Genomic DNA, 22,959 nt, shown 5'->3' on the forward strand with positions numbered 1-22,959 from the left:
GCTCACACGTTTGGGGGCGCCCCCTCGATCGGGCGTCCGACAACCCCCGGGCGCCGTTGCCGGGGCAGCGGCCCGCCGGGTGGCCGGTAGTCGACGCCCAGCGCGTCGAGGCGCGCGTAATGGGTGGACATCCTGCGCGTGAAGTCCGCGAAGTCCCGTGCGGCCGGGTCGGCCGGGAGCCGGGTGGACCAGGCGACCTCGGCGAAGGCGGCGAGGCGGGGGAAGACCTGGTAGTCGACGCGGGAACGGCTCTCCATGACCTCGGTCCAGACATTGGCCTGAGTGCCGATGACGCGGGCGGCGGCGGCCGGTGACAGGCCGGGCGGTACGGGCTCGAAGCGGTAGACGTCCTCCAGGGTGCGTACGTATCCGATGGGCACCGGCTCGTCGGCGCCCGGGTCCTGCCGGTGGTCCAGGTAGACGTGCTGCTCGGGGCACATGACGACGTCGTGGCCCGCCTCGGCGGCGGCGATCCCGCCCGCGTACCCGCGCCAGGACGACACGGCGGCGCCGGGCGGCAGGCCGCCGTCGAGGATCTCGTCCCACCCGATCAGGCGGCGGCCCCGTTCCGCCAGCCAGCGGCCGAAGTGCCGGATGAACCACCCCTGGAGCTCGTGCGCGCCGGCCAGTCCGAGTTCCTCCGCGCGGGCCCGGGCGGCCGGGGACGCCGTCCACTGGCCGGTGGGGCACTCGTCGCCGCCGAGGTGGACGAAGGGCGACGTGGCGGCGGGGAAGAGGTCCAGGACTTCCTCCAGGACGCCTTCGTAGAAGCGGAGGGTGGTCTCGGTGGGGGCGAGTACGTTCGGGTTGACGCCCCAGGTGTCCCAGACGGGGAGGGCGGCCGTGCCGATGACGTCGGTGTTGCCGAGTTCCGGGTACGCGGCGATGGCGGCCTGCGAGTGGCCGGGGACGTCGATCTCGGGGACGACGCGGATGTGCCGCTCGGCGGCGTACGCGACGATCTCGCGGATGTCGTCCTGCGTGTAGTGGCCGCCGTGCGGGGTCTCGTCCCACAGCTCCGAGGCCCGGTGGCCCCGTTTCGTGCGCGCCCGCCAGGAGCCGGCCTCGGTGAGCCGGGGATGGCGCCTGATCTCGACGCGCCAGCCCTGGTCGTCGGTGAGGTGCAGGTGGAGCACGTTGAGCTTGTGGGCGGCGAGGAGGTCGAGGAAGCGCAGGACGTCGTCCTTGGGCGCGAAGTGGCGGGCGACGTCGAGCAGGACGCCGCGCCACCCGAAGCGCGGTGCGTCCTCGACGACCTGGCGCGGCACGGCACGGGACACCCCCGGGTCCGCGCACGCCCGCCGGTACGCCGCCGGTCCGAGGAGCTGACGGAACGTCTGGGCGCCCCAGAAGACGCCGGCCGCGCTGCCGCCCAGGATCTCGACGGCCGCCGCGACCGTGAGCCGGTAGCCCTCGGGCGGCAGGGACGGGTCGACGCGCAGGGTGACACTGCCGTCGGCCCCTGCCGGGCCGGGCGGCAGGTCGCGCCCGAGGGCGGGGCCCACCGTGGCGCGCAGCCACCGTGCGACGCCCTCCGTGCCGGGCGCGGCCGCGAGCGTGGTTCCGGTGCCGAGGACGAAGGGGGCGCGCGAGGGGTCTTCGGCGTGGGTGGCGGGCGCGGGGATCAGGTCCATGGGTCAGTCCTTCACCGCGCCGCCGAGCCCGGAGACCAGGCGGCGCTGGACGAGTACGAAGAAGACCAGCACCGGAACGGTCATCACGGTCGAGGCGGCCATGATGCCGCCCCAGTCGTTCTCGTCCGGCTTGAAGAAGACGAGCAGGGCCATGGGGAGGGTCGACTGGGAGGTGTCGCTGATGATGAACGACTTCGCGAACAGGAAGTCGTTCCAGGTGGAGATGAAGGAGAAGACGCTGGTGGCGACCAGCCCGGGGAAGACCAGCGGGAAGAGGATCTGCCACAGGAAGCGGGCGCGGCTCGCCCCGTCGAGGTACGCGGCCTCCTCAAGGGCCTCCGGGACGGCCCTGACGAAGCCGCGCAGCATCCAGATCGCGAAGGGCAGGGAGAAGGCGATGTGGGGCAGGATCAGCGAGCCGAGGGTGTTGAGCTGGCCGAGGTCCCGCATGAGGAAGAACAGCGGGATGGTCAGCGCCTCGATCGGCACCATCTGCGCGACCAGGAACATCACCAGCAGGGTGGTGCGGAACCGGAAGCGGAAGCGGGTGACGGCCGTCGCCGCCAGGAAGGCGATGAGCGCGGAGGCGATGACGACGGTCCCGGCGACGAGCAGGCTGTTGAGGAAGTAGCGGCCGAAGTCCTGCTGTTCGAAGACGCGGCGGAAGGAGTCCAGGGACGGGGACAGGGTCCACGGGCGGGGGCTGGTGGACTGGATCTCGCCCGCGGGCTTCAGCGCGGAGAGGACCATCCAGTACAGCGGGAAGGCGACGACGGCCGCGACGAGGAGGGCGGCGGCCTCGGCCGCGAGGCGCCAGGGGCGGCGGAGGGGGGTCACAGTTCTTCTCCCTGGCGTCGCACGAGCCGGAGGTGGACCAGCGTGACCGCGAGCAGGATCAGCAGCATGACGACGCCGATCGCCGAGCCGAGGCTGTACTGGGAGGACGCGAAGGCCTTCTGGTAGGCGTAGACGTTCAGGACGAGGTTCTGGCCGGCGATGCCGCCGCCGCCCGTCATCACGTAGATCTGCGTGAAGACCTTGAAGTCCCAGATCACCGACTGGACGGTGACGACGAGCAGGATCGGCCGCAGCAGCGGGGCGGTGACGGAGCGCCAGATCCGCCACTGGGAGGCGCCGTCGAGGGAGGCCGCCTCCAGGATCTCGGCCGGGATGGCCCGGATGCCCGCGTACACGGTCACCATCACGAACGGGAACGAGCACCAGACGACCTCGAACAGCACCAGCGCGAAGGCGCTGTACCGCCCGTACGTCCAGGAGAAGTCGCCCAGCCCGAGCACCCTGTTGGCGGGGCCGAAGTCCGGGTCGAAGAGGAACACCCAGACGGTGGACCCGGTGACGGCGGGTGTCGCCCAGGCGCCGAGCGCGGCGAGCATCAGCGCGAGGCGCGGCACGGTGCGGACGCGGGTGAGGAGCACGGCGAGGGCGCACCCGACGGTGAGGGTGGCGGCGACGCACGCGGCGGCGAACAGCACGGTGGCGAGGAGGACGTCCCAGAACTGCGGGTCGCCGAAGAGCGCGGCGTAGTTGCCGAAGCCCTGGAAGGAGGTCGGTTCGCCGCCACTGACCTGGGCCTGGGTGTACTCGAGGAACGAGATGAGGACGAGCTGGTAGAGGGGGTGGACGAGGAGGGCGCCGAGCACGATCAGCGCGGGTGCGAGGTAGAGCCACGGGGTCCAGCCCCCGCGCCCCCGCACGCCGCGCCGTCCGGCGGTCCGCCCGGCACGGCCGGCAAGCCCGTCCGTCCCGTCGGGCCCGCTGCGCGCCGCACGTCCGGTCCGCCCGGCACGGCCGCCCGGTTTCACGGGGGCACCGGCGTCGTACGTCATCGCCTCAGCCCGTCGCCGAGCCGAAGGCCGCGTTCATCTTCCCGGCCGCGTCGTCGGAGGCCGCCGCCACGTCCTTACGGCCACTGACGATCTCCTGGAACATCGTCGGGAGGACCAGCGAGGCGTCTATCCGGCCCCAGGCCGGCGAGGCCGGGACGAACCGGGTGCCCGCCGCCAGCGTGTCGATGAACGGCTTCACGAACGGCCGCTTCCGCGCCGCCTCCGCCCGCACGTCCGTGTACGTGGGCAGGAAGCCCATCGCGTCGAAGAGGTCGCGCTGCGCCTCCTTGCCCGCCAGGGACTTCATCAGGTCCACCGCCAGCGTGCGGTGCGAACTGCTGCGCAGCACACCGATGTTGTTGCCGCCCGCGAAGGCGGGGGCGATCGACCCGGGGGTCGCGCCGGGCAGGGGCACGACCGCGTACCTGCCCTTCACCGCGCCCGCCTCCACCGCCGCGTGGCTGAAGTCGCCGCCGATGGCCATCGCCGCCTTGCCCGACGCGAAGGCGGTGACCGTCGCGTTCCCGCCCATCGAGGCGCACTTGGCGGCCGGGCAGTTGTCGTCGCCGAACAGCGAGGTGTACGCGGTGATGCCCTTGCGGGCGGCCGCGCTGTTGACCGCCGCGGTGTACGAACCGTCCTTCGGGGTGGCGAGTTCGCCGCCGTTCGCCCAGAGGAAGGGCAGCGCGCCATAGGTGTAGGCACCGCCGACGGCGATCCCGTACAGCTCGGGCTTCGCCTTGCGGATCTTCTTCGCGGTCGCGATCAGTTCGGACTGCGTCCTGGGGGGTGTCAGGCCGAGTTCCTCGAAGACGTCCGTGCGGTAGTACAGCGCGCGTACGCCGACGAAGAGCGGCGCCCCGTAGACCTTCCCGTCGACCGTGACCGAGGCCCGGGCGGTCGGGTCGGTGTCCTTCGCGTCCGGCCAGGCGCCGAACTCTGCGCTGACGTCGGCGAGTCCGCCGTCCTCGACGTATCCGGCGGTGTCGGTGTTGCCGTACTCGATGACGTCCGGCGCGCTCGCGGGGTCGTTGAAGGCGGCCTTGACGCGCTGGGCGCGGGTGTCGACCGGGATGTACTCGACCTCGACGTCGGTGTCCCGGTGGCGCTTCTCGAAGGCGGCGACGGCGGCGTCGACGACCCGCCGCTTGGGTTCGTTGCTGACCTCCTGGAAGAGCCAGACGCGCAGGGTGCCGCTCTTCGCGTCCTCCTTCGCACCCGTGCCGGAGGTCTGCGGGGCACAGGCGGCCGCCGCGGCCAGCACGAGGACGGCGGCGACGGGAGCGACGAGCCGGGCAGGAAGCTTCATGGCGGTTCCCCTCCAATGGCGTTGCAACATACGCAACGAGCGTTTCGCGCTGCACAACACGCAGGAGGTTAGAGCCGTACCGCGACCCCCCACAAGAGGTCTCGACCACTCCGTGATCAGACGACGAAGGCCCCCGCGGCGCGTACACACGTACGCGCCGCGGGGGCCTTCGCCCGGCGGGCCCTGAGGCGGGCCGGGGACATCACTGCCCGTTCCGGGACGTCATCCGTCCCGGGAGGTCACTTCTTGTCCTTGCCGCCCTTGTCCTTGTCGCCACCGGCGCCCATGGACTCGTAGATCTCCTTGCACATCGGGCAGACCGGGTACTTCTTCGGGTCGCGCCCCGGTACCCAGACCTTCCCGCACAGCGCCACCACGGGAGTGCCGTCGAGGGCGCTCGCCATGATCTTGTCCTTCTGGACATAGTGGGCGTAGCGCTCGTGGTCGCCGTCGCCGTGCGACACCTGCGGCGTCGGCTCTACGAGGGTCCCCGTACCTGCCCCGCGCTCGGGCTCAAGAGTGCTCATGAGCTCCAAGGGTACTCACGTCCGCGCCGTCCCGGGAGCGCGGCCCCGCACGCCCCGGCACCCGGATGTGAAGCCCGTCACGTGCGCGCCGGACGCCCGGCGGCCCCGGCGGGCGGCCCGGCACCGGGCGCCGCGGATGGCCGAAAGTCACCGTATCGCCCGAGAGCTCAGTTCAGCGAGGGATCGTCCGGGTACGTGGCGATCATCGCCAGCTCGCTGCGCTGGCGCCGCAGCACCTCCCGCCACAGGCTCTCGGGCCGCGGCGAGGAGACGTCCCCGGGCTCGGAGTCCACGACGAACCAGGCGCCCTCGGCGAGCTCGTCCTCGAGCTGGCCCGGCCCCCACCCCGCGTACCCGGCGAAGATCCGCAGGCTGCCCAGCGCCGCGGCCAGCAGCTCCGGCGGGGTCTCCAGGTCCACGAGGCCGATCGCCCCGTACACCCGCCGCCAGCCCAGCGGGCCCTCGTCACCAGGGATGACGGCGAGCCCGAGCGCCGCGTCGAGGGAGACGGGGCCGCCCTGGAACACCACGCCCGGCTCCCCGGCCAGCGGGGCCCAGCCTTCGAGGATGTCGCCGACACCGACGGGTGTCGGGCGGTTGAGGACCACGCCGAGGGAGCCCTCGTCGTCGTGGTCGAGCAGCAGCACCACCGCGCGGTCGAAGTTCGGGTCCGCCAGCGCGGGGGTGGCGACGAGCAGCCGTCCTGTGAGCGAGGACACCTCGGTCATGCCAGACATGATCCCGCATCCCGGCCGTCCGCGGGGGGTGAGCGGCCGACTCACCACTCCCGGGTGCGAGCCGCGCCCCACGAGCCGGCCCGTGTCACGTCCTGGCCGAAAGCGGATCGTAACCCTCCGCAAGGGGCGGGGGACAGAGGGTGTTGTGCCGAATTCATTACATCTGACTGGCGTCCTCGGGCTACCAAGAAGGCCACTCCGCCCCCTTACCCTTTTCCCTGGCCCCCTGCCCGACCTCCCCCTAGCTCCGCCGGGGGGACCACCGGAACGCGAGATTCATGACCGGCACAGACGATGTCCTGCTTGTCCACGGCGGAACCCCGCTCGAGGGCGAGATCCGCGTCCGCGGCGCGAAGAACCTCGTGCCCAAGGCGATGGTCGCCGCCCTGCTCGGCAGCGAGCCGAGCCGACTGCGCAATGTGCCCGACATCCGTGACGTCCGCGTCGTCCGCGGACTGCTCCAGCTCCACGGCGTGACCGTCCGTCCCGGCGAGGAGCCGGGCGAGCTGGTCCTGGACCCGACGCACGTCGAGTCCGCCAACGTCGCCGACATCGATGCCCACGCGGGCTCGTCGCGCATCCCGATCCTCTTCTGCGGCCCGCTGCTGCACCGCCTCGGCCACGCCTTCATCCCGGGCCTCGGCGGGTGCGACATCGGCGGCCGGCCCATCGACTTCCACTTCGACGTGCTGCGCCAGTTCGGCGCGACCATCGAGAAGCGGGCGGACGGCCAGTACCTGGAGGCCCCGCAGCGGCTGCGCGGCACGAAGATCCGGCTGCCGTACCCCTCGGTCGGCTCGACCGAGCAGGTGCTGCTGACGGCCGTGCTCGCGGAGGGCGTCACCGAGCTGTCCAACGCGGCGGTGGAGCCGGAGATCGAGGACCTCATCTGCGTACTGCAGAAGATGGGCGCCATCATCTCCATGGACACCGACCGGACCATCCGGATCACCGGTGTCGACAAGCTCGGCGGCTACACCCACCGCGCGCTCCCCGACCGCCTGGAGGCGGCCTCCTGGGCGAGCGCGGCGCTGGCGACCGAGGGCAACATCTACGTGCGCGGCGCGCAGCAGCGCTCGATGATGACGTTCCTCAACACCTTCCGGAAGGTGGGCGGCGCCTTCGAGATCGACGACGAGGGCATCCGCTTCTGGCACCCGGGCGGGGCGCTCAACGCGATCGCCCTGGAGACGGACGTGCACCCCGGCTTCCAGACCGACTGGCAGCAGCCGCTGGTGGTCGCCCTGACGCAGGCCGCCGGCCTGTCCATCGTCCACGAGACGGTGTACGAGTCGCGGCTCGGCTTCACCTCCGCGCTGAACCAGATGGGCGCGCACATCCAGCTCTACCGCGAGTGCCTGGGCGGCTCGGACTGCCGCTTCGGCCAGCGCAACTTCCTGCACTCCGCGGTCGTGTCGGGCCCGACGAAGCTCCAGGGCGCCGACCTGGTCATCCCCGACCTGCGCGGTGGCTTCTCGTACCTGATCGCCGCCCTCGCGGCGCAGGGCACGTCGCGGGTGCACGGCATCGACCTGATCAACCGCGGCTACGAGAACTTCATGGAGAAGCTCGTGGAGCTGGGCGCGAAGGTCGAACTCCCCGGCAGCGCGATCGTCTGACGCCCCGTAAGACGGCTTACGAGCCCTCGACGGCCCCTCGCCTCCGGCGGGGGGCCGTCGGCCGTTCCCGGGCCCGTACAAGGCCTGTACGGGGCATGTACGAGGCATGTACGGGCGGCGTACCGGACGTACAGGCCGTACACCCGCGCCCTCGGCCGGACGCCGGGCACGCGGAAGGGCGGCCACCCGGGGAGGGTGGCCGCCCTTCTCAACGCGCCATGGGGGCTTACTTGCCCTTGGCGGCTTCCTTGAGCTTGGAGCCCGCGGAGACCTTCACGCTGTAGCCGGCCGGGATGTTGATCGGGTCGCCGGTCTGCGGGTTACGAGCGGTGCGAGCGGCACGGTGGGTGCGCTCGAAGGTCAGGAAGCCGGGGATGGTGACCTTCTCGTCGCCCTTGGCGACGACCTCACCGACGGTCTCGGCGAGCGCGGCCAGCACGGCGTCGGCGTCCTTGCGGGTCACCTCGGCGCGGTCGGCCAGGGCGGCCACCAGCTCACTGCGGTTCATGTTCTTACTCCCGTGTTCTTCTTGCCTGTGAGGCGTGCCACGCGGCGGAGCCGCGTGTTCGGCCCAGCGAAGCCGATGCTGCCAGGGCCCTTGACAGTCCCCGGACCCGGGTCTGCTGTCAGACCCTCGCGCCCGAATACGCATCCTGCCCCCACCAGCGGCGGGAAAGCCAATCCGGCACCCTCCGGAGTCACACGAAAAGCGCCACAGCCCCGCCGTGGTGACGTTCGGTCGACTCCTGCGGGACTCTCCGAGACTTCCCGGGGCCGAACCGCCACCCTAAAGGCGGCTTCACGGCCCCGGGACACACGACGCGCCGGGGGTCAGGCGGACGTGGGCGCCGTCACACCGGCACCGGCGGCCTTGGCGGCGTCACGCACCGCACCCGCCACGGCACCGGCGACCTTGTCGTTGAAGACGGACGGGATGATGTAGTTCGGGTTCAGCTCGTCCTCGGTGACGACGTCCGCGAGGGCGGCGGCCGCCGCCAGCATCATCTCCGTGTTGACCGTGCGCGACTGGGCGTCCAGCAGGCCGCGGAAGACGCCCGGGAAGACCAGCACGTTGTTGATCTGGTTGGGGAAGTCCGAGCGGCCGGTGGCCACAACTGCGGCCGTCTGACGGGCGATTGCGGGCTCGACCTCGGGGTCCGGGTTCGCGAGCGCGAACACGATCGCACCCTCCGCCATGGCCGCCACGTCGTCCCCGGACAGGACGTTGGGGGCGGAGACGCCGATGAAGACGTCGGCGCCGCGCACGGCCTCCTTCAGGGTGCCGGTGACGCCCTCGGGGTTGGTGTTGTCGGCGATCCAGCGCAGCGGCGACTCGGGGTCGGCGGAGACGAGGTCCTCGCGGCCCGCGTGCACGACGCCGTGGATGTCGGCGACCACGGCGTGCTTGACGCCCGCCGCGATGAGCAGCTTGAGGATGGCCGTGCCGGCCGCTCCGGCGCCCGACATGACGACGCGTACGTCGCCGACGGCCTTGCCCACCACGCGCAGCGCGTTGGTCAGGGCCGCCAGGACGACGATGGCGGTGCCGTGCTGGTCGTCGTGGAAGACCGGGATGTCGAGGGCCTCGCGCAGCCGGGCCTCGATCTCGAAGCAGCGGGGCGCGGAGATGTCCTCGAGGTTGATGCCGGCGAAGCCGGGTGCGATCGCCTTGACGATCTCGACGATGGCGTCGGAGTCCTGGGTGTCCAGGCAGATGGGCCAGGCGTCGATGCCGGCGAACCGCTTGAAGAGGGCCGCCTTGCCCTCCATGACCGGCAGCGCGGCCTTGGGCCCGATGTTGCCGAGGCCCAGCACGGCGGAGCCGTCCGTCACAACTGCGACGGAATTGCGCTTGATGGTGAGGCGGCGGGCGTCCTCGGGGTTCTCGGCGATCGCCATGCACACCCGGGCCACGCCGGGGGTGTAGACCATGGAGAGGTCGTCACGGTTGCGGATGGGGTGCTTGGACGCCATCTCGATCTTGCCGCCGAGGTGCATCAGGAACGTACGGTCGGAGACCTTGCCCAGGACGACGCCCTCGATGCCGCGCAGCTTCTCGACGATCTCGTCGGCGTGCGCGGTGGAGCTGGCGGCGATGGTGACGTCGATCCGCAGCTTCTCGTGGCCGGACGCGGTGACGTCGAGGCCGGTGACCGAGCCGCCGGAGGATTCCACAGCCGTGGTGAGCTGGGAGACCGCGGTTCCGCTCGCGGGCACCTCCAGCCGGACCGTCATCGAGTACGAGACGCTGGGCGCCGTTGCCATGGCCGTGTTCCTCTGCTTTCCCTGGTTCGTTGCCGCGCCGCGCCGGCGGGTGGCCGGGCGGAGCCCTCCGATGGTCGCACCTACCTGCGAGTAGCAGGTAATAGCGGTCGTTTCGGTCGTACAGTTTTCGGAAACTGTTTTCCACCATACGAGAGATGATGTCTTGGTGGAAGCCCCAACGGACAAACGACAGCAGGTCCGCGCCATCGGACGATGACACGGACCTGCTGATTGCGACGGATAAGTGGCACCGACCCGCCATGCTCGCCTCGCGGCAAGTGGTCGCTCGTAGCGACGAAGGTTGGGCCCGGGGGCTTGGATCGAGCCGGTGCCACACCCAGGCTAACAAACCGCCCCGGGAAGTGATTCCCCCCTCGCCAGTTGACGTGGAATCAGTCCGCCTCCCGCCACCCGTCCGGCTCTCTCCTAGTCCCGCAGGAGGTCCGGCACGCCGTGCCCGTCCGGCTCGTCGCGCCGGCCCGACACCACCGTGAGCTGCTGCGTCGCACGGGTCAGCGCCACGTACAGCACCCGCAGGCCCGCCGGGGACTCGTCGGCGATCTCGGCCGGGGAGACCACCACCGTCGCGTCGTACTCCAGGCCCTTCGCCTCCAGGCTGCCCAGCGCCACCACCCGGTCGCCCAGGTCCGCCAGCCAGCGCGCCGCCTGCTGGCGCCGGTTCATGGCGACGACCACGCCCACCGTGCCGTCCACCCGGTCCAGCAGCCGCCGCGCCTCCTCCCGCACGGCTCCCGCCAGGTCCCCGTCCCGCACGGCCACGAAGCGGGGCTCCACGCCCGTCGAGCGGACCGCCCGGGGCGCCTCCATGCCGGGCATGGCGAGGGCCAGCACCTTGGCCGCGAGCTCCGCGATCTCGGCCGGGTTGCGGTAGTTCACCGTCAGCTCGAAGCGGCGGCGCGGCCGCGTGCCCAGCGCCTCGTCCCGCGCCTCGGCCGCCTCGTCCGGCACCGACCACGACGACTGGGCCGGGTCGCCCACCACCGTCCAGGTGGCGTGCCGCCCGCGCCGGCCGACCATCCGCCACTGCATGGGCGTGAGGTCCTGCGCCTCGTCGACGATCACGTGGGCGTACTCGGTCCGCTCCTGCGCCAGCCGCTCGGCCCGCTCGCGCTGGGTCTCCTCCCGTACCGGCATCAGCTCCTCCAGCCCGGTGAGCTGGTCCAGCGGGTCGAGCTCCCGCTTCCTGCGCGGGCGCGCCGGGGCGCCCAGCAGCGTCTGGAGCTCGTCCAGCAGGGCGACGTCGTGCACGGACAGCTCCTCGCGCCGCAGCGACCGGGCCAGCCGCCGGACCTCGCCCGGGTTGAGCACCCGGCGCGCCCAGCGGCCCAGCCGCTTCTCGTCGGCCATGGCGGTCAGGACCCGGCGCGGGGTGAGCTCGGGCCACCAGGCGTTCAGGAAGTCGATGAAGCTGTCCTCCGACGTGACGTCCTCGTCGAAGGAGGAGCGCAGCTCGGCGGCCAGCTCCGGGTCGCCGGGGTGCCGGGAGGCGGCGCCGGACCTGGCGTACAGGGCGTCCAGCAGCAGCTTGCGCGCCCGGGGCCGCAGCAGGTTGACCGGCGCCGTACCGCTCAGGGCGGCGTGCCGGATGCGGGCCAGCTCGTCACCCTCCAGCTCCAGGCGCCGCCCGAAGGCCACCACCCGCAGCCGCTCGGGGGCCTCCCCCAGCTCCAGGGCGCCCCGCACGGCCTTGCGCAGCACCGCCCGCATGCGGGAGGAGCCCTTGACGCGGGCGACGGCCGGCTCGTCGTACGCGGTGGCCTCCACGCCGTCGACCAGGCTGCCGACCGCGCGGATCGCCACCTGGCCCTCCTCGCCCAGCGACGGCAGGACGCCCTCGGTGTAGGCGACGAGCAGCGGGGTCGGCGAGACGATCAGAATGCCGCCCGCGTATCTGCGCCGGTCCTGGTAGAGCAGGTAGGCCGCGCGGTGCAGCGCCACGGCCGTCTTGCCGGTGCCGGGGCCGCCCTCGACGTACGTCACGGAGGCGGCGGGCGCCCGGATGACCAGGTCCTGCTCCGCCTGGATGGAGGAGACGATGTCGCGCATGGTGTGGCTGCGGGCCTGGCCGAGGGCGGCCATCAGCGCGCCGTCGCCGACCACGGCCAGGTCCTCGCCGCCGAGGCGGGCCTTCAGCTCGGGGCGCATCAGGTCGTCCTCGACGCCGAGGACCTTGCGGCCCCGGGAGCGGATGACCCGGCGGCGCACCACCCGGCCGGGCTCGACCGGCGTGGAGCGGTAGAAGGGCGCGGCGGCCGGGGCGCGCCAGTCGATGACGAGCGGCGCGTAGTCGGAGTCCAGGACGCCGATGCGGCCGATGTGGAGGGTCTCGCCGATGTCGGCGGTGCCGTCCGCGCGTACGGCGTCGTCGGCCGGCTCGACGGAGGTGTAGGCGCCGTCGGGGCCCTTCTTGCCGTCCTTGCCGTGGAGCAGGTCGATCCGGCCGAAGAGGAAGTCCTCGTACTCGTTGTTGAGCCGGTTGAGGTGGATACCGGCCCGGAACACCTGGGCGTCCCGCTCGGCGAGCGCGCCGGGCGTGCCGACCTGGCCGCGCTGGGCGGCGTCGTTCATCAGGAACTCCGCCTCGTGGATCTTCTCCTCGAGGCGGCGGTACACCTGATCCAGATGGTCCTGCTCGATACCGATCTCTCGGTCGCGGATCGTATCGACACCACGGTCGGCTTCCTGCGCGGCCACCGAGGCCCCCTTCTGACGTGCTGGGCAGCCGTCGAGCGTACGCCACGGGAGGCCGGTGTGTCAGGCGGTGGCCGCGGGGACCTCCACCAGACGCTGCCCGTCGAACGTCCGGACCTCGAAGTGATCGATGTCGTTCCGGTCCATGGCGGCCCCGCCGTGGACGTACAGCGGGTTCTTGCCGATCTCGTGCGTGCTGCCCGGGATGCCGTACCCCCACTTCGGGACGGCCCAGGAGGTGACGACCTCCTCCTCGCCGGTCTTGGACACGGCGATCAGGTTGCACTTCAGCGGGCCCTTGACGTTCTTGAGCTCCAGGACCGTGTGGGTGCCCCAGGCCTTCTTCTCCATGCCGACGGTTGCGGTGACCTTGGTCGCCGCGTCGGTGTGCCGGACCTTCTCCTCCATGTGGTGGAGGAAGGCGTCCTCTGCGGGGCTCGTCGGGTGCGGGTCGGCGGCCTGGTTGGTCCGGGCGCCGTCGTCGCCCGCGGTGGCCACGAACGCGGCCGTGGGACCGGCGACGATCAGCACGGCGGCCGCCGCGACCAGGAATCGGCTGCGGCGGCGGCGCTGGGCGCGCTTGAGCGCGACCTCGTCGACCAGTCGGTCGAGCATGGGCGCCGGTGGGGCGCCCGGAGCGCCTGGCCGCTCCGGCATGGGGAGGACCACCGGCCGGGCCGCGGGGCCCGGGGCCTCGGCGAGCATGGCCAGCATCGGTTCCATCCCGGAGAACTCCTCCAGGTGGTGGGCGCACAGGTCGCAGCCCGCCAGATGCGCCTCGAAGGCGGTGGCTTCGGCGTCGTCCAGAATGCCGAGCACGTACGCGCCGACTGTGTCGTGCACCGACTCGTTCCCCTGTGGAGCGTGGTGCGACGTCATGCCGAGATCCCCCTCTCCTCCAGCGCGAGCTTCATCGAACGCAGTGCGTAGAACACGCGGGACCGGACGGTCCCGCTGGGTATGCCGAGGATCTCGGCAGCCTCGTTGACCGTACGCCCCTTGAAATACGTCTCGACCAAGACTTCCCGGTGGGCCGGGGTCAAATCGTCGAGCGCATCAGAGAGCGTCATGAGCCACAACGCCTTGTCGATCTCGTCCTCCGCGGGCATGACCTCGAGCGGCGACGGGTCGACCTCCTGCGGCCGGGCCTGCCGGCTTCGGTGGCCGTCGATGACGATACGCCGGGCGACCGTCACCAGCCAGGGTCGGACAGAGCCGGTCGCCCGATTGAGCTGACCGGCGTTCTTCCAGGCACGGATGAGCGTCTCCTGTACGACGTCCTCGGCGCGCTGGCGGTCGCCGGCGACGAGGCGCAGTACATAGGCGAGCAGGGGCCCGGCGTGTTCACGGTAGAGGGCCCGCATCAACTCTTCGTCCGGGACGTCGGGTTGGGTGCGTGCGGGCACCGCTCGATGCCGGGCGCGATGCGTCCCCCGACGGTCATCGGCCACGGCGGCATCCTTGCGCACCTGGAACCTCCCGGTCGAGACCTTGATCTGACTCGTTGTCCCCCATCACTACGTGGGGCGGCGCGGATCGACTCAACGCGGGGAGATTTTTTTCGGGGAAAGTTTCACAACTACCCGTGTGTGCGCGCCCGGTGACGTGCCACGCGCTCTCTGTTGCCGCACATCTCGCTGGAGCACCAGCGCCGCCGGCGCCCGCGCGATGTGTCGAGATACACAAGGCGGCAGCCCTCGCCCTCGCACTGGCGCAGCCGGGCGCGGGCGACGGGATCGGTGAGCAGGTCGACGGCGTCCCGGGCGACGACCGCGAGGAGGGCGCCGCAGTCGGGGGGTCCCGCCAGGGCCCGTACCAGGCCGCCCCGTTCGCCGCGCACGGCGCGCGGCACGGGGGGCGGGGAGGCGGCGAGCGCGTTGAGGTGGTCGAGCCGGGGGCCCGCGTACCGTCCGTCGCCGGCCATGTCGTCCCGTACCAACTGGTCGACGTCCCGCGCCAGTTCCGCGAACCGTTCCGCCCACCGCCCGTCCACCCCGTCGAGCGGGGTCCCGGCCGGTACGAGCCCGGCGCCGACGAGCCACTGCGCGAGCCGCCCGGCGTCGGACGGGGGCTCGGCCATCAGGTCCAGACAGAGCCGCCCGGAGTGGAACCGCCATGCCACCATGCGCCCCAGAGTGCCCGTCCGGAGCGGCGACCGGTACCCCGCCTGCGCGATCGGGGCGCTTGCAGCACACCGCCCGTGCATGCACCATGCATGCATGGTGGCTCTTCAGATCCGCGACGTCCGGACGAGGTGCGCGACATACTGGCCGACCGGGCCCGGCAACTCGGCCAGTCACTCCAGACCTATCTGCTGTCCCTGGTCACCGCAGAAGCGGAACGGGCGAACAACCTGGCGCTGCTGCGCGCTTTCGAGGATCGCGCCGACGGCGTCGAAACGGATATGACGGAGACCGTGGCCGAGATCGAGGCAGGCCGGGCGGGGCGCGACAATTGATCGTCATCGACGCCTCCGTACTCACCGAGGCCCTGACCGGCGACGGCACAGCAGGTAAGGCCGCCCGCGCCCGACTCATGCGAGACACCCACTGGGCGGCCCCCGAGCATCTCCTCGTCGAGACCTTTCACGCGGTGCGGGGGCGACTGCTCGAGCAGAAGATCACCCCGGAAAGGGCCGACGCGGCAGTGGCGGCCCTGTCCGACGTATCCCTGGAGACGGTCCAGGTACGGCGTCTCCTCCCGCGCATGTGGGAGCTGCGGCAGAACGTGTCGGGCCATGACGCCGCCTACCTCGCGGCGGCAGAGGCCTTCGGCTGTCCACTGATCACCGGAGACGCGCGTCTCAGCCGCTGCGGGTCCGCCAGGTGCGCCATCGAGGTCATCGGCTGACGCACCGCCGGCATCCCTTCCCGCCCCTTCCCTACGCGTCCGCGTACTTGGCGTCCGCGCCCGGGTCCAGGGCGAGGCGGTAGCCGCGCTTGACGACCGTCTGGATCAGCTTGGGCGCGCCCAGGGCCGAGCGGAGGCGGGCCATCGCGGTCTCCACGGCGTGCTCGTCGCGCCCGGCACCGGGGAGGGCGCGCAGCAGGTCGGCGCGGGAGACGACCCAGCCGGGGCGGCGGGCCAGCGTGTGGAGCAGCGACATCCCGGCGGGCGGCACCGGGCGCAGGTCGCCGTCGACCAGCACGGCGTGGCCCCGGATCTCGATGCGGCGGCCGGCGACCGGCAGGGTGCGGGCCCGGGCGGGCAGCTCCTGGCACAGGAGCTGGACGAGCGGGCCGAGCCGGAAGCGGGCGGGCTGGACGGTGTCGATGCCGTGCGCCTGGAGCGGCAGGGCGGTGACCGGCCCGACGCAGGCGGCCAGCACGTCGTGGCGCAGCGCGTCGAGCAGCTCGGGCAGCAGGCCCCGGTCCTGGGCGCGGGCCAGGAGCGACGCGCCCGCCGGCGCGCTGGTGAAGGTGACCGCGTCCAGCGACCGGGAGACGGTGGCGTCGATGAGCCGGTCCAGGGGCGCCAGGTCCTCGGGCGGCATCCACCGGTAGACGGGGACGACCACCACGTCGGCGCCCGCGTCGCGCAGCGCCTCCACGAAGCCGGGCAGCGGCTCGCCGTGGAGCTGGAGCGCGATGCGGCGGCCGGCCACGTCCTGGCCGAGGAGCCGGTCGAGGACCTCGGCCATGGAGTCGGAGGCGGGCGACCACTCCTCGGTGAGCCCGGCCGCGCGCACCGCGCCCTTGACCTTGGGGCCGCGGGCGAGGACCTGCGCGTCGCGCATCCGGTCGAGGAGCTCCTCGCCGTACCCCCAGCCGTCGGCCGCCTCCAGCCAGCCCCGGAAGCCGATCGCGGTCGTGGCGACCACGATGTCCGGGGCCCGGCCGATGAGGGCCTTGGTGGCGTCGAGGAGCTCGGCGTCGTCGGCGAGCGGCACGATCCGCAGCGCCGGGGCGTGCTGGACCGCCGCGCCCCGGCGCTCCAGCAGCGCGCCCAGTTCGTCCGCGCGGCGGGCCGCGGTGACGCCGACGGTGAACCCGGCCAGCGGGCCGTGGGAACCATGCTCGTGCTCGTGCATGGCATCAGAGACTGGCAAGCATCCGTGTCGGTCGCGGTTCACCGGTATTTCCCCCCCGTTACGGCCGGGCGCCTTCACACCTCGGAGTAGCTGAGCTGCCGCTTGGCGGGGACCTCCACCGGGCGGCGAAGGTATACCGCCCACGTGACCGTCAGGCACGCCCCGTAGAAGAGGAGGAAGGCGACGAAGGCGGCGGTGCCGGTGCCGGCGGTCTGGAAGGACTGCCGGAACGCCAGGTTGATGGCGAGCCCGCCGACGGCACCGACGGCGCCGATCAGGCCGATCGCGGCGCCCGAGAGCCGCCGGCCGTACGCCTCGGCCTCTTCGCCCTCCAGCCCCGCGGCGTGCGCCTTGGCCTGGAAGATGGCGGGGATCATCTTGAACGTGGAGCCGTTGCCGAGCCCGCTGAGGATGAACAGGGCGATGAAGCCGACGAGGAACACGGCGAGCGACTCGGTCACGGAGGCGTAGACGACCACGCCGGTCGCGGCGGCCATGGCGAGGAACGTCCACAGCGTGATGCGGGCGCCGCCGTGCCGGTCGGCGAGCGAGCCGCCGAGCGGCCGGATCAGGGAGCCGAGCAGCGGGCCGATGAAGGTGAGCGAGGCGGCCTGGAGCGGCGTACGGCCGAACTCGGTCTGGAGGACCAGTCCGAAGGCGAAGCTGTAGCCGATGAACGAGCCGAAGGTGCCGATGTAGAGGAACGCCATGATCCAGGTGTGGGCGTCCTTGACGGCCTCCTTGACGGCGCCGGTGTCGTTCTTCACGGGCGCCAGGTTGTCCATGTACAGCGCGGCGCACACGGCGGCGACGACGATGAGCGGGATGTAGATCCCGAGCACCACCCGCGGCTGGGCCGCGCCCGCCGTACCGATGACGAGCAGGCCGACGAGCTGGACGACGGGTACGCCGATGTTGCCGCCGCCCGCGTTGAGGCCGAGGGCCCAGCCCTTCTTGTGGAGCGGGAAGAAGGCGTTGATGTTCGTCATCGAGGAGGCGAAGTTACCGCCGCCGACGCCGGTGAGCGCGGCGACCAGCAGGAAGGTCGTGTACGACGTGCCCGGCTCCATCACGGCGTACGCGGCCCCCGTGGGCAGCAGGAGCAGCAGCGCGCTGAAGATGGTCCAGTTGCGGCCGCCGAAGCGGGCGACGGCGAAGGTGTACGGGACCCGGATCACGGCCCCGACCAGCGTCGCGACCGCGATGAGGAAGAACTTGCCGGCCGGGTCGATCCCGTACTCCGGCCCCATGAACAGGACCATCACGGACCACAGGGTCCAGATGGAGAAGCCGATGTGCTCGGAGAGGACGGAGAAGAGCAGGTTGCGCTTCGCGATCCGCTCCCCCTTCTCCCGCCAGAAGGTCTCGTCCTCGGGTTCCCAGTGCTCGATCCACCTGCCGCTCATCGCGTACCTCCACTGCTGCTGTCAGACCCTGAATCCCGTCAGGACCGACGCTAGGGAGGATGCGTTTCAGCCCGGTCATATGACGTGACCGGGCTGAAACCTTGCTCTCACGCGGCGCGCGGGCGGACTGTGAGCGCCGTGCCTAGGCGCGCGCCTTCTTCTTGGCGCCGTTCGGCCAGAGCCGGGGCTTGCGCTTGGCGGCGACGTCCTCCAGCCATCCCACGGCCATGATCATCAGGCCGATCAGCGGGAAGACCACGATCAGCATGAGAACCGTGTACGCGCTCTCCAGGTAGCCGGAGTACGTCGGCCAGACACCTGGGATCTTCCACAGCAGGTCGATGATCGGGATCGTGGCCATGATCAGCAGGTTGTGCCAGAGGTAGATCGTCACGGCCCGGTTGTTGGCCAGGGTCACCAGCGTGTCCCACGCGGCCAGCTTCCCGGGCAGTTCCTTCCAGGACGGCGAGTACTGGAGCAGGATCACGCAGAAGCCGAAGGACCAGGTGGCCTGGGCGAGCGGGATGTCGTTGAGGTCCCAGCCGTCCGGGCCGAGGTGACCGGACGCCCACCACAGGCCGAAGGCCATGATCAGCGCGGACACGGAGACCGAGATGTACCGGGGGACCTTCTGGAACAGGCCCTCGTTGTGCGCGAAGCCCAGCACCCAGCAGGCGCCGTAGGTGGCGAAGTCGGTGATCGCGTTGCCGGTCTCGCCGGGGATCTTGATCAGCCCGGAGCCGACGATCGCGGTGAGCCCGAGCGGCGCGAGCAGCGTCACCCACGGCAGTCTGCGGAAGGCCCACAGCAGCAGCGGCGAGGCGATCACGAACCACAGGTAGGCGCGGATGTACCAGAGGGGCCCGGCGGCCTGCACCGCCCAGGTGTCCTCCAGCAGGCCCGCCTGGTCACCGCTGTGCCAGGGGAACGGCGGGGCGCCGACCGGGAAGATGTAGGTGGCCAGCTTGGCGAACCACCACAGGCCCTCTTCCTTCAGCGGCTTCCAGCCGAAGTAGAACATGATCGGCACGACGGTGAGCGAGAACGCCCACATGGGCGGCAGCAGCCGTCGGACACGTCCCCGGATCACGCCCCAGGCCGGCCGCGACAGCGACCGCGCCATCAGCGACCCGGCCAGCGCGAACATCACGCCCATGGAGGGGAACAGGACGGTCAGCCAGGCCCAGCCGAAGATGTGGTAGACGATCACGCGGACCAGCGCGATGGCGCGCAGCAGGTCCAGGTAACGGTCGCGGCCGGGCCGCGCGGCCGCCGGGGCCGGGCCGCCCGCCACGGGCGCCTTGTGCCGTGCCCGGGGCACCGCGCCGGTGGACTCCACCGCGGTCGTCGTGCCGGTGTCCCCGGCGGCGCGCGCCGTGCCCGGCTCGTCGAGGTCGACGGGCGCCGCGGCACGGTGCGTGGCCGGGCCGCCGAAGGCAGCGGCGAACGGGTCGTCGACCGGGTCCGGCCCGCCGGCGGGTGCGGTGCCGGCGGGTGCGGCGCCGTAGGGGCCGGTGCCGTAGGGGGCGCCGGGATCGTGCAGGTCGGCGCCGTACGGCGCGGCGGGCGCGGCGGTGGCGGCGGCGAACGCGTCGGCGTCGTGCGCGGCGCGGCCGGGGCCGGCGCCGGCGCCGGCGCCGGGGCGGTGGGGGTCACCGAACGCGTCGGCGCCCGAGCCGAGCGGGCCCGCGCCCGGGAAGGCGGCGTCGCCGGGTGCGCCCCGGCCGTCGCCGGGCCCGGCCGGGGCCGGGGCGCCGAACCAGTCGGAGCCCTCGCTCCGGGCGGCGGGGGCGCCGAACCAGTCGTCGTTGCCGGCGGGGCCGGAACCGTTCGTGGGGGGCGTCACGCGACGGGCCTCCGATCGTCACCGCTGCGCCGCTGGCTGGGTATGGAGCCGGGCGCCTCCACCACACCGGTGCGGCGCAGCTTCTGCCAGCGCAGCCGGCCGCCGGTGAGAGCGGTGATCCAGGACTGGAGCAGCACCACGTACATGAGCTGCCGGTACAGGAGCTGCTGGAGCGGCAGCGAGATGAGGTGGACCATGCGCTCGCGGTCGAGCCGGAAGGCGTACGCGGCGCACACGGCCTGGATGGCGAGGACGCCGAGCCAGGCGACGACGGTGTTCTGGGTGGGGCCGAAGACCAGGCCGTACAGCAGGAACACGTCGATGAGCGGGGCCAGCAGCGGGAACAGCACCATGAACAGCGACACCAGCGGCAGACCGACCCGGCCGAAGCGGCCGGACGGGCCGCGCTCGATGATCGCGCGCCGGTGCTTCCAGATGGCCTGCATCGTGCCGTACGACCAGCGGTAGCGCTGGGACCAGAGCTGCTGCACGGACTCCGGCGCCTCGGTCCAGGCACGGGCCTTCTCGGCGTACACCACGCGCCAGCCGTCGCGGTGCATGGCCATGGTGATGTCGGTGTCCTCGGCGAGCGTGTCCTCGCTCATGCCGCCGACCCGGTCCAGGGCCTCGCGGCGGAAGGCACCGACCGCGCCGGGGATGGTGGGCATGCAGCCCAGCAGGTCGTACATGCGGCGGTCGAGGTTGAAGCCCATCACGTACTCGATGTGCTGCCAGGCCCCGATGAGCGAGTCGCGGTTGCCGACCTTGGCGTTGCCCGCGACCGCGCCGACGCGCGGGTCGCCGAACGGCTGCACCAGCTCACGCACGGTGGACGGCTCGAAGACGGTGTCGCCGTCCATCATCACGATGATGTCGTACCGCGCGTGCCGGATGCCGTTGTTGAGCGCCTCGGGCTTGCCGGAGTTGACCTGCCGCACCACCCGGACGTTGGGCAGCCACATGTTCTCGACGATGTCGGCGGTGCCGTCCGACGAGCCGTCGTCGATGACGATGACCTCGATGGGGTGGTCGCTGGCCATCAGCGAGCGCACCGTGTTCTCGATGCACTCCTTCTCGTTGTACGCGGGGACCAGCACCGTCACCGGTTCGGTGACCGGCGCGCCCCACTGGAAGCCGCGCCGCCGCACCTTGCGGGCGTGCGCGAACGACAGCGCCAGCATCAGGCCGAAGCGGGCGATGACCAGGACGCCGATGATGGCGAGGCCGCCGACCAGCACCGAGGTGGTGTTCTCGGAGACGGCCACGGCGGTGATCCAGGCCTTGCCCTTCCACAGCTCGAAGCCGGTGACGGGGGTGTGGGCGCTGGGGGCGCCGAGCGCCTCGGTGAGGACGGTGAATTCGTAGCCGCGCTTCTGCATCTGCGGCAGGAAGCGGTCGAGGGCCTCGACGGTCTGCGAGCGGTCGCCACCGGAGTCGTGCATCAGCACGATCGCGCCCTGGGTGCCCTTGGGCGTGGAGCGCTTGATGATCGCGTCGGCGCCGGGCCGCTTCCAGTCCTCGGAGTCGGTGTTGTTGAAGGCGGTGATGTAGCCGCGCTCGCCGATGTACTGCGTCACCGGCCAGGCCTCGTTGTCGAGGGCGCTGGAGAACGACGAGTACGGCGGGCGGAAGAGAGAGGTGCGCACCCCGGCCGCGCCGGCGATCGCGAGCTGGTTCTGGGACAGCTCCCAGTCGATGCGGTTCTTGGTCTGGAAGGACAGGTCGGGGTGGTTGAAGGTGTGCAGGCCGACCTCGTGGCCCTCCCTCACCATCCGCTCGACCAGGTCCGGGTGGCGCGAGGCCATGGTGCCGGTGACGAAGAAGACGCCGTGGGCGTCGTACTCCTTGAGCTTGTCGAGCACGCGCGGGGTCCAGACCGGGTCCGGGCCGTCGTCGAAGGTCAGGACGAGCTTCCGGTCGGGCACGCTCAGGGCCTTGGGGGCCTTCTTGTCGCGCGCGTCGATGACCGGTCCGCCCTTGAGGATGTGCTCGGGCACCTGGTCGTAGGAGACCGGGGGGCGCACGCGGTGGTCGGCGAGGATCTCGCTGTGCACGTAGCCGCGCAGCATCAGCATCGCGAGGAGCGCGACGAGGAAGAGGGACGGCAGCAGATAGCGCATGGGCAGCCTGCGCCGGCGGACACGCCTCTGCTTCTGGGCGCGCCGCCTGCCGGGGGAAGTCATTTACTGTGCGCCTTCCGCGGCCATCTGCTGGCCGCCGCTCTCTCCGACCGGCGGGTCGGTGGGTTCTTCCGTGGGAGTCGTCGGGACGTCCGTGGGCTCCGGGTCCGCCGTCTTCTCGGGCGGGACGATCGGCGGCGGCTGCGGGGTGGCGCCGTCCGTGGGCCGGTTCGGAGTGGGCCTGGAGTCCGGTACCTCGACGTCCGTGCCGCCGGTGGCGCCGGCGGGCGGGGTGGCGCCGGTGGCGGACGACGTGCCCGGGCGCGGAGTGGCGGGCAGGCCCTGGGGGCCGCCGTCGGCGGGCTGCGGGATGACCGCGCCCGTGGAGTCGGTGGGGGCCGGGGCGCCGGGCACGGCCCCCGGGGTGTCGCCGTCGGGCGCCTCGGTGGCGGTGGGCGCGGGTTCGACCTGGGTGGTCTCGGTCTTCTTCTCGTCGGCGGGCCCGGGTATGAGCAGCCAGGGTGCGCTGGAATTGCCGCCGATCACGGAGACGACGAGCGTGATGGCGTACACCGCGCACGCGGTGGCGAGGACCCAGCCGAGCCGGCGGAACTTCTTGCTGCGCCTGCCGCTCTCGTCGACGAACACCGGCCCGTCGGAGGGCTCCTGGTCCATCGGGGCGGGGGCGGACGCGGCCCGGGGGGCGGCCGCCGGTACGGCGACGGTCACGGCCGGGAGCTCGGCGGTGCCGAACTCGGGGTCCGCCACGCCCGTGCCGCCGTGGGCCGGGCCGTCGGTGCCGAGGCCGAGGCTGTCGGCGCGGTAGGCGATGGTCTCGTCCTCGCGGCCGGGGAGGTAGGCCACGGTCTCGTCCTCGTGGCCGCCGGGCGCGTGGGCCGGCACCCCG

The 22,959-nt window shown here is 72.1% G+C and carries 20 protein-coding genes; 3 read left to right on the forward strand and 17 right to left on the reverse strand.

Going from position 1 to position 22,959, the window contains the following annotated elements:
* Positions 1–2: 2 nt before the first annotated feature.
* From E2B92_RS16890 to E2B92_RS16915, 6 genes are all read right to left on the reverse strand, one after another.
* Positions 3–1,634, reverse strand: a complete 1,632-nt coding sequence (locus tag E2B92_RS16890; RefSeq protein WP_126886768.1) for a beta-N-acetylhexosaminidase — start codon at positions 1,632–1,634, stop codon at positions 3–5.
* A gap of 3 nt (positions 1,635–1,637) precedes the next feature.
* Positions 1,638–2,471 (reverse strand): carbohydrate ABC transporter permease, encoded by an 834-nt coding sequence (locus tag E2B92_RS16895; RefSeq protein WP_126886769.1) that lies wholly within the window; start codon positions 2,469–2,471, stop codon positions 1,638–1,640.
* Positions 2,468–3,481 carry a carbohydrate ABC transporter permease gene (locus E2B92_RS16900; RefSeq protein WP_126886770.1) on the reverse strand — a complete coding sequence of 338 codons (1,014 nt, stop codon included), beginning with the start codon at positions 3,479–3,481 and terminating at the stop codon, positions 2,468–2,470. Before E2B92_RS16900 ends, E2B92_RS16895 begins: the two co-directional genes overlap by 4 nt.
* A gap of 4 nt (positions 3,482–3,485) precedes the next feature.
* Complete coding sequence (locus E2B92_RS16905) at positions 3,486–4,790, reverse strand: extracellular solute-binding protein (protein ID WP_126886771.1); 1,305 nt, start codon at positions 4,788–4,790, stop codon at positions 3,486–3,488.
* A 239-nt stretch (positions 4,791–5,029) separates the two neighbouring features.
* Positions 5,030–5,317 carry a DUF3039 domain-containing protein gene (locus E2B92_RS16910; RefSeq protein WP_023588437.1) on the reverse strand — a complete coding sequence of 96 codons (288 nt, stop codon included), beginning with the start codon at positions 5,315–5,317 and terminating at the stop codon, positions 5,030–5,032.
* Between the two features lie 167 nt (positions 5,318–5,484).
* Positions 5,485–6,045 carry a YqgE/AlgH family protein gene (locus E2B92_RS16915; protein ID WP_064072171.1) on the reverse strand — a complete coding sequence of 187 codons (561 nt, stop codon included), beginning with the start codon at positions 6,043–6,045 and terminating at the stop codon, positions 5,485–5,487.
* Positions 6,046–6,332: 287 nt separating this feature from the next.
* Here E2B92_RS16915 and murA point away from each other — a divergent pair, with 287 nt between their 5' ends.
* Positions 6,333–7,673: a UDP-N-acetylglucosamine 1-carboxyvinyltransferase gene (gene murA, locus E2B92_RS16920; protein WP_126886772.1), complete on the forward strand. Its 1,341-nt coding sequence runs from the start codon at positions 6,333–6,335 to the stop codon at positions 7,671–7,673.
* A 226-nt stretch (positions 7,674–7,899) separates the two neighbouring features.
* Here the strand turns inward: murA and E2B92_RS16925 are convergent, their stop codons facing one another.
* From E2B92_RS16925 to E2B92_RS16955, 6 genes are all read right to left on the reverse strand, one after another.
* A complete protein-coding gene (locus tag E2B92_RS16925; RefSeq protein ID WP_017237029.1) occupies positions 7,900–8,181 on the reverse strand; it encodes an HU family DNA-binding protein in 282 nt (93 codons plus the stop codon).
* A 323-nt stretch (positions 8,182–8,504) separates the two neighbouring features.
* Positions 8,505–9,938 (reverse strand): NAD-dependent malic enzyme, encoded by a 1,434-nt coding sequence (locus tag E2B92_RS16935; protein WP_126886774.1) that lies wholly within the window; start codon positions 9,936–9,938, stop codon positions 8,505–8,507.
* Between the two features lie 426 nt (positions 9,939–10,364).
* Complete coding sequence (locus E2B92_RS16940) at positions 10,365–12,653, reverse strand: HelD family protein (RefSeq protein ID WP_126886775.1); 2,289 nt, start codon at positions 12,651–12,653, stop codon at positions 10,365–10,367.
* A 60-nt stretch (positions 12,654–12,713) separates the two neighbouring features.
* The gene (locus E2B92_RS16945) at positions 12,714–13,529 is read right to left on the reverse strand and encodes an anti-sigma factor family protein (RefSeq protein ID WP_126886776.1); all 816 of its coding nucleotides are present in this window, start codon (positions 13,527–13,529) and stop codon (positions 12,714–12,716) included.
* Positions 13,526–14,119: a sigma-70 family RNA polymerase sigma factor gene (locus E2B92_RS16950; protein ID WP_064072166.1), complete on the reverse strand. Its 594-nt coding sequence runs from the start codon at positions 14,117–14,119 to the stop codon at positions 13,526–13,528. The genes E2B92_RS16945 and E2B92_RS16950 overlap by 4 nt, the downstream gene beginning before the upstream one ends.
* Positions 14,120–14,229: 110 nt before the next feature.
* On the reverse strand, positions 14,230–14,775 hold the full coding sequence (locus tag E2B92_RS16955; protein ID WP_126886777.1) for a CGNR zinc finger domain-containing protein: 546 nt from the start codon (positions 14,773–14,775) through the stop codon (positions 14,230–14,232).
* 129 nt (positions 14,776–14,904) lie between these two features.
* Here E2B92_RS16955 and E2B92_RS16960 point away from each other — a divergent pair, with 129 nt between their 5' ends.
* Both E2B92_RS16960 and E2B92_RS16965 read left to right on the forward strand, forming a co-directional pair.
* Positions 14,905–15,108 carry a hypothetical protein gene (locus E2B92_RS16960; RefSeq protein WP_200836917.1) on the forward strand — a complete coding sequence of 68 codons (204 nt, stop codon included), beginning with the start codon at positions 14,905–14,907 and terminating at the stop codon, positions 15,106–15,108.
* Positions 15,105–15,500: a type II toxin-antitoxin system VapC family toxin gene (locus E2B92_RS16965; protein ID WP_126886778.1), complete on the forward strand. Its 396-nt coding sequence runs from the start codon at positions 15,105–15,107 to the stop codon at positions 15,498–15,500. The genes E2B92_RS16960 and E2B92_RS16965 overlap by 4 nt, the downstream gene beginning before the upstream one ends.
* Before the next feature lie 31 nt (positions 15,501–15,531).
* Here the strand turns inward: E2B92_RS16965 and E2B92_RS16970 are convergent, their stop codons facing one another.
* From E2B92_RS16970 to E2B92_RS33430, 5 genes are all read right to left on the reverse strand, one after another.
* Entirely contained in the window at positions 15,532–16,680 is a 1,149-nt protein-coding gene (locus E2B92_RS16970) for a uroporphyrinogen-III synthase (protein WP_126886779.1), read from the reverse strand.
* A gap of 74 nt (positions 16,681–16,754) precedes the next feature.
* On the reverse strand, positions 16,755–18,086 hold the full coding sequence (locus E2B92_RS16975; RefSeq protein ID WP_126886780.1) for a nitrate/nitrite transporter: 1,332 nt from the start codon (positions 18,084–18,086) through the stop codon (positions 16,755–16,757).
* 142 nt (positions 18,087–18,228) lie between these two features.
* Complete coding sequence (locus tag E2B92_RS16980) at positions 18,229–19,425, reverse strand: acyltransferase (protein WP_399431884.1); 1,197 nt, start codon at positions 19,423–19,425, stop codon at positions 18,229–18,231.
* 503 nt (positions 19,426–19,928) lie between these two features.
* Positions 19,929–22,115 (reverse strand): glycosyltransferase, encoded by a 2,187-nt coding sequence (locus E2B92_RS16985; RefSeq protein ID WP_126886781.1) that lies wholly within the window; start codon positions 22,113–22,115, stop codon positions 19,929–19,931.
* Positions 22,116–22,955, reverse strand: coding sequence for a hypothetical protein (locus E2B92_RS33430; protein ID WP_235023853.1), 840 nt, complete (start codon positions 22,953–22,955; stop codon positions 22,116–22,118).
* Positions 22,956–22,959 lie beyond the last annotated feature (4 nt).

The sequence above is a fragment of the Streptomyces sp. WAC05374 genome, assembly GCF_004353505.1.
In the GTDB taxonomy this organism is placed as follows: Bacteria; Actinomycetota; Actinomycetes; order Streptomycetales; family Streptomycetaceae; genus Streptomyces.

Excerpts from the sequence above, each read along its gene's own strand:
- E2B92_RS16890 (WP_126886768.1), bottom strand. The coding sequence starts at position 1,634 with ATGGACCTGATCCCCGCGCCCGCCACCCACGCCGAAGACCCCTCGCGC.
- E2B92_RS16900 (WP_126886770.1), bottom strand. The coding sequence starts at position 3,481 with ATGACGTACGACGCCGGTGCCCCCGTGAAACCGGGCGGCCGTGCCGGG.
- E2B92_RS16905 (WP_126886771.1), bottom strand. The coding sequence starts at position 4,790 with ATGAAGCTTCCTGCCCGGCTCGTCGCTCCCGTCGCCGCCGTCCTCGTG.
- E2B92_RS16910 (WP_023588437.1), bottom strand. The coding sequence starts at position 5,317 with ATGAGCACTCTTGAGCCCGAGCGCGGGGCAGGTACGGGGACCCTCGTA.
- E2B92_RS16915 (WP_064072171.1), bottom strand. The coding sequence starts at position 6,045 with ATGACCGAGGTGTCCTCGCTCACAGGACGGCTGCTCGTCGCCACCCCC.
- murA (WP_126886772.1), top strand. The coding sequence starts at position 6,333 with ATGACCGGCACAGACGATGTCCTGCTTGTCCACGGCGGAACCCCGCTC.
- E2B92_RS16925 (WP_017237029.1), bottom strand. The coding sequence starts at position 8,181 with ATGAACCGCAGTGAGCTGGTGGCCGCCCTGGCCGACCGCGCCGAGGTG.
- E2B92_RS16935 (WP_126886774.1), bottom strand. The coding sequence starts at position 9,938 with ATGGCAACGGCGCCCAGCGTCTCGTACTCGATGACGGTCCGGCTGGAG.
- E2B92_RS16945 (WP_126886776.1), bottom strand. The coding sequence starts at position 13,529 with ATGACGTCGCACCACGCTCCACAGGGGAACGAGTCGGTGCACGACACA.
- E2B92_RS16955 (WP_126886777.1), bottom strand. The coding sequence starts at position 14,775 with ATGGTGGCATGGCGGTTCCACTCCGGGCGGCTCTGTCTGGACCTGATG.
- E2B92_RS16970 (WP_126886779.1), bottom strand. The coding sequence starts at position 16,680 with ATGCACGAGCACGAGCATGGTTCCCACGGCCCGCTGGCCGGGTTCACC.
- E2B92_RS16975 (WP_126886780.1), bottom strand. The coding sequence starts at position 18,086 with ATGAGCGGCAGGTGGATCGAGCACTGGGAACCCGAGGACGAGACCTTC.
- E2B92_RS16985 (WP_126886781.1), bottom strand. The coding sequence starts at position 22,115 with ATGACTTCCCCCGGCAGGCGGCGCGCCCAGAAGCAGAGGCGTGTCCGC.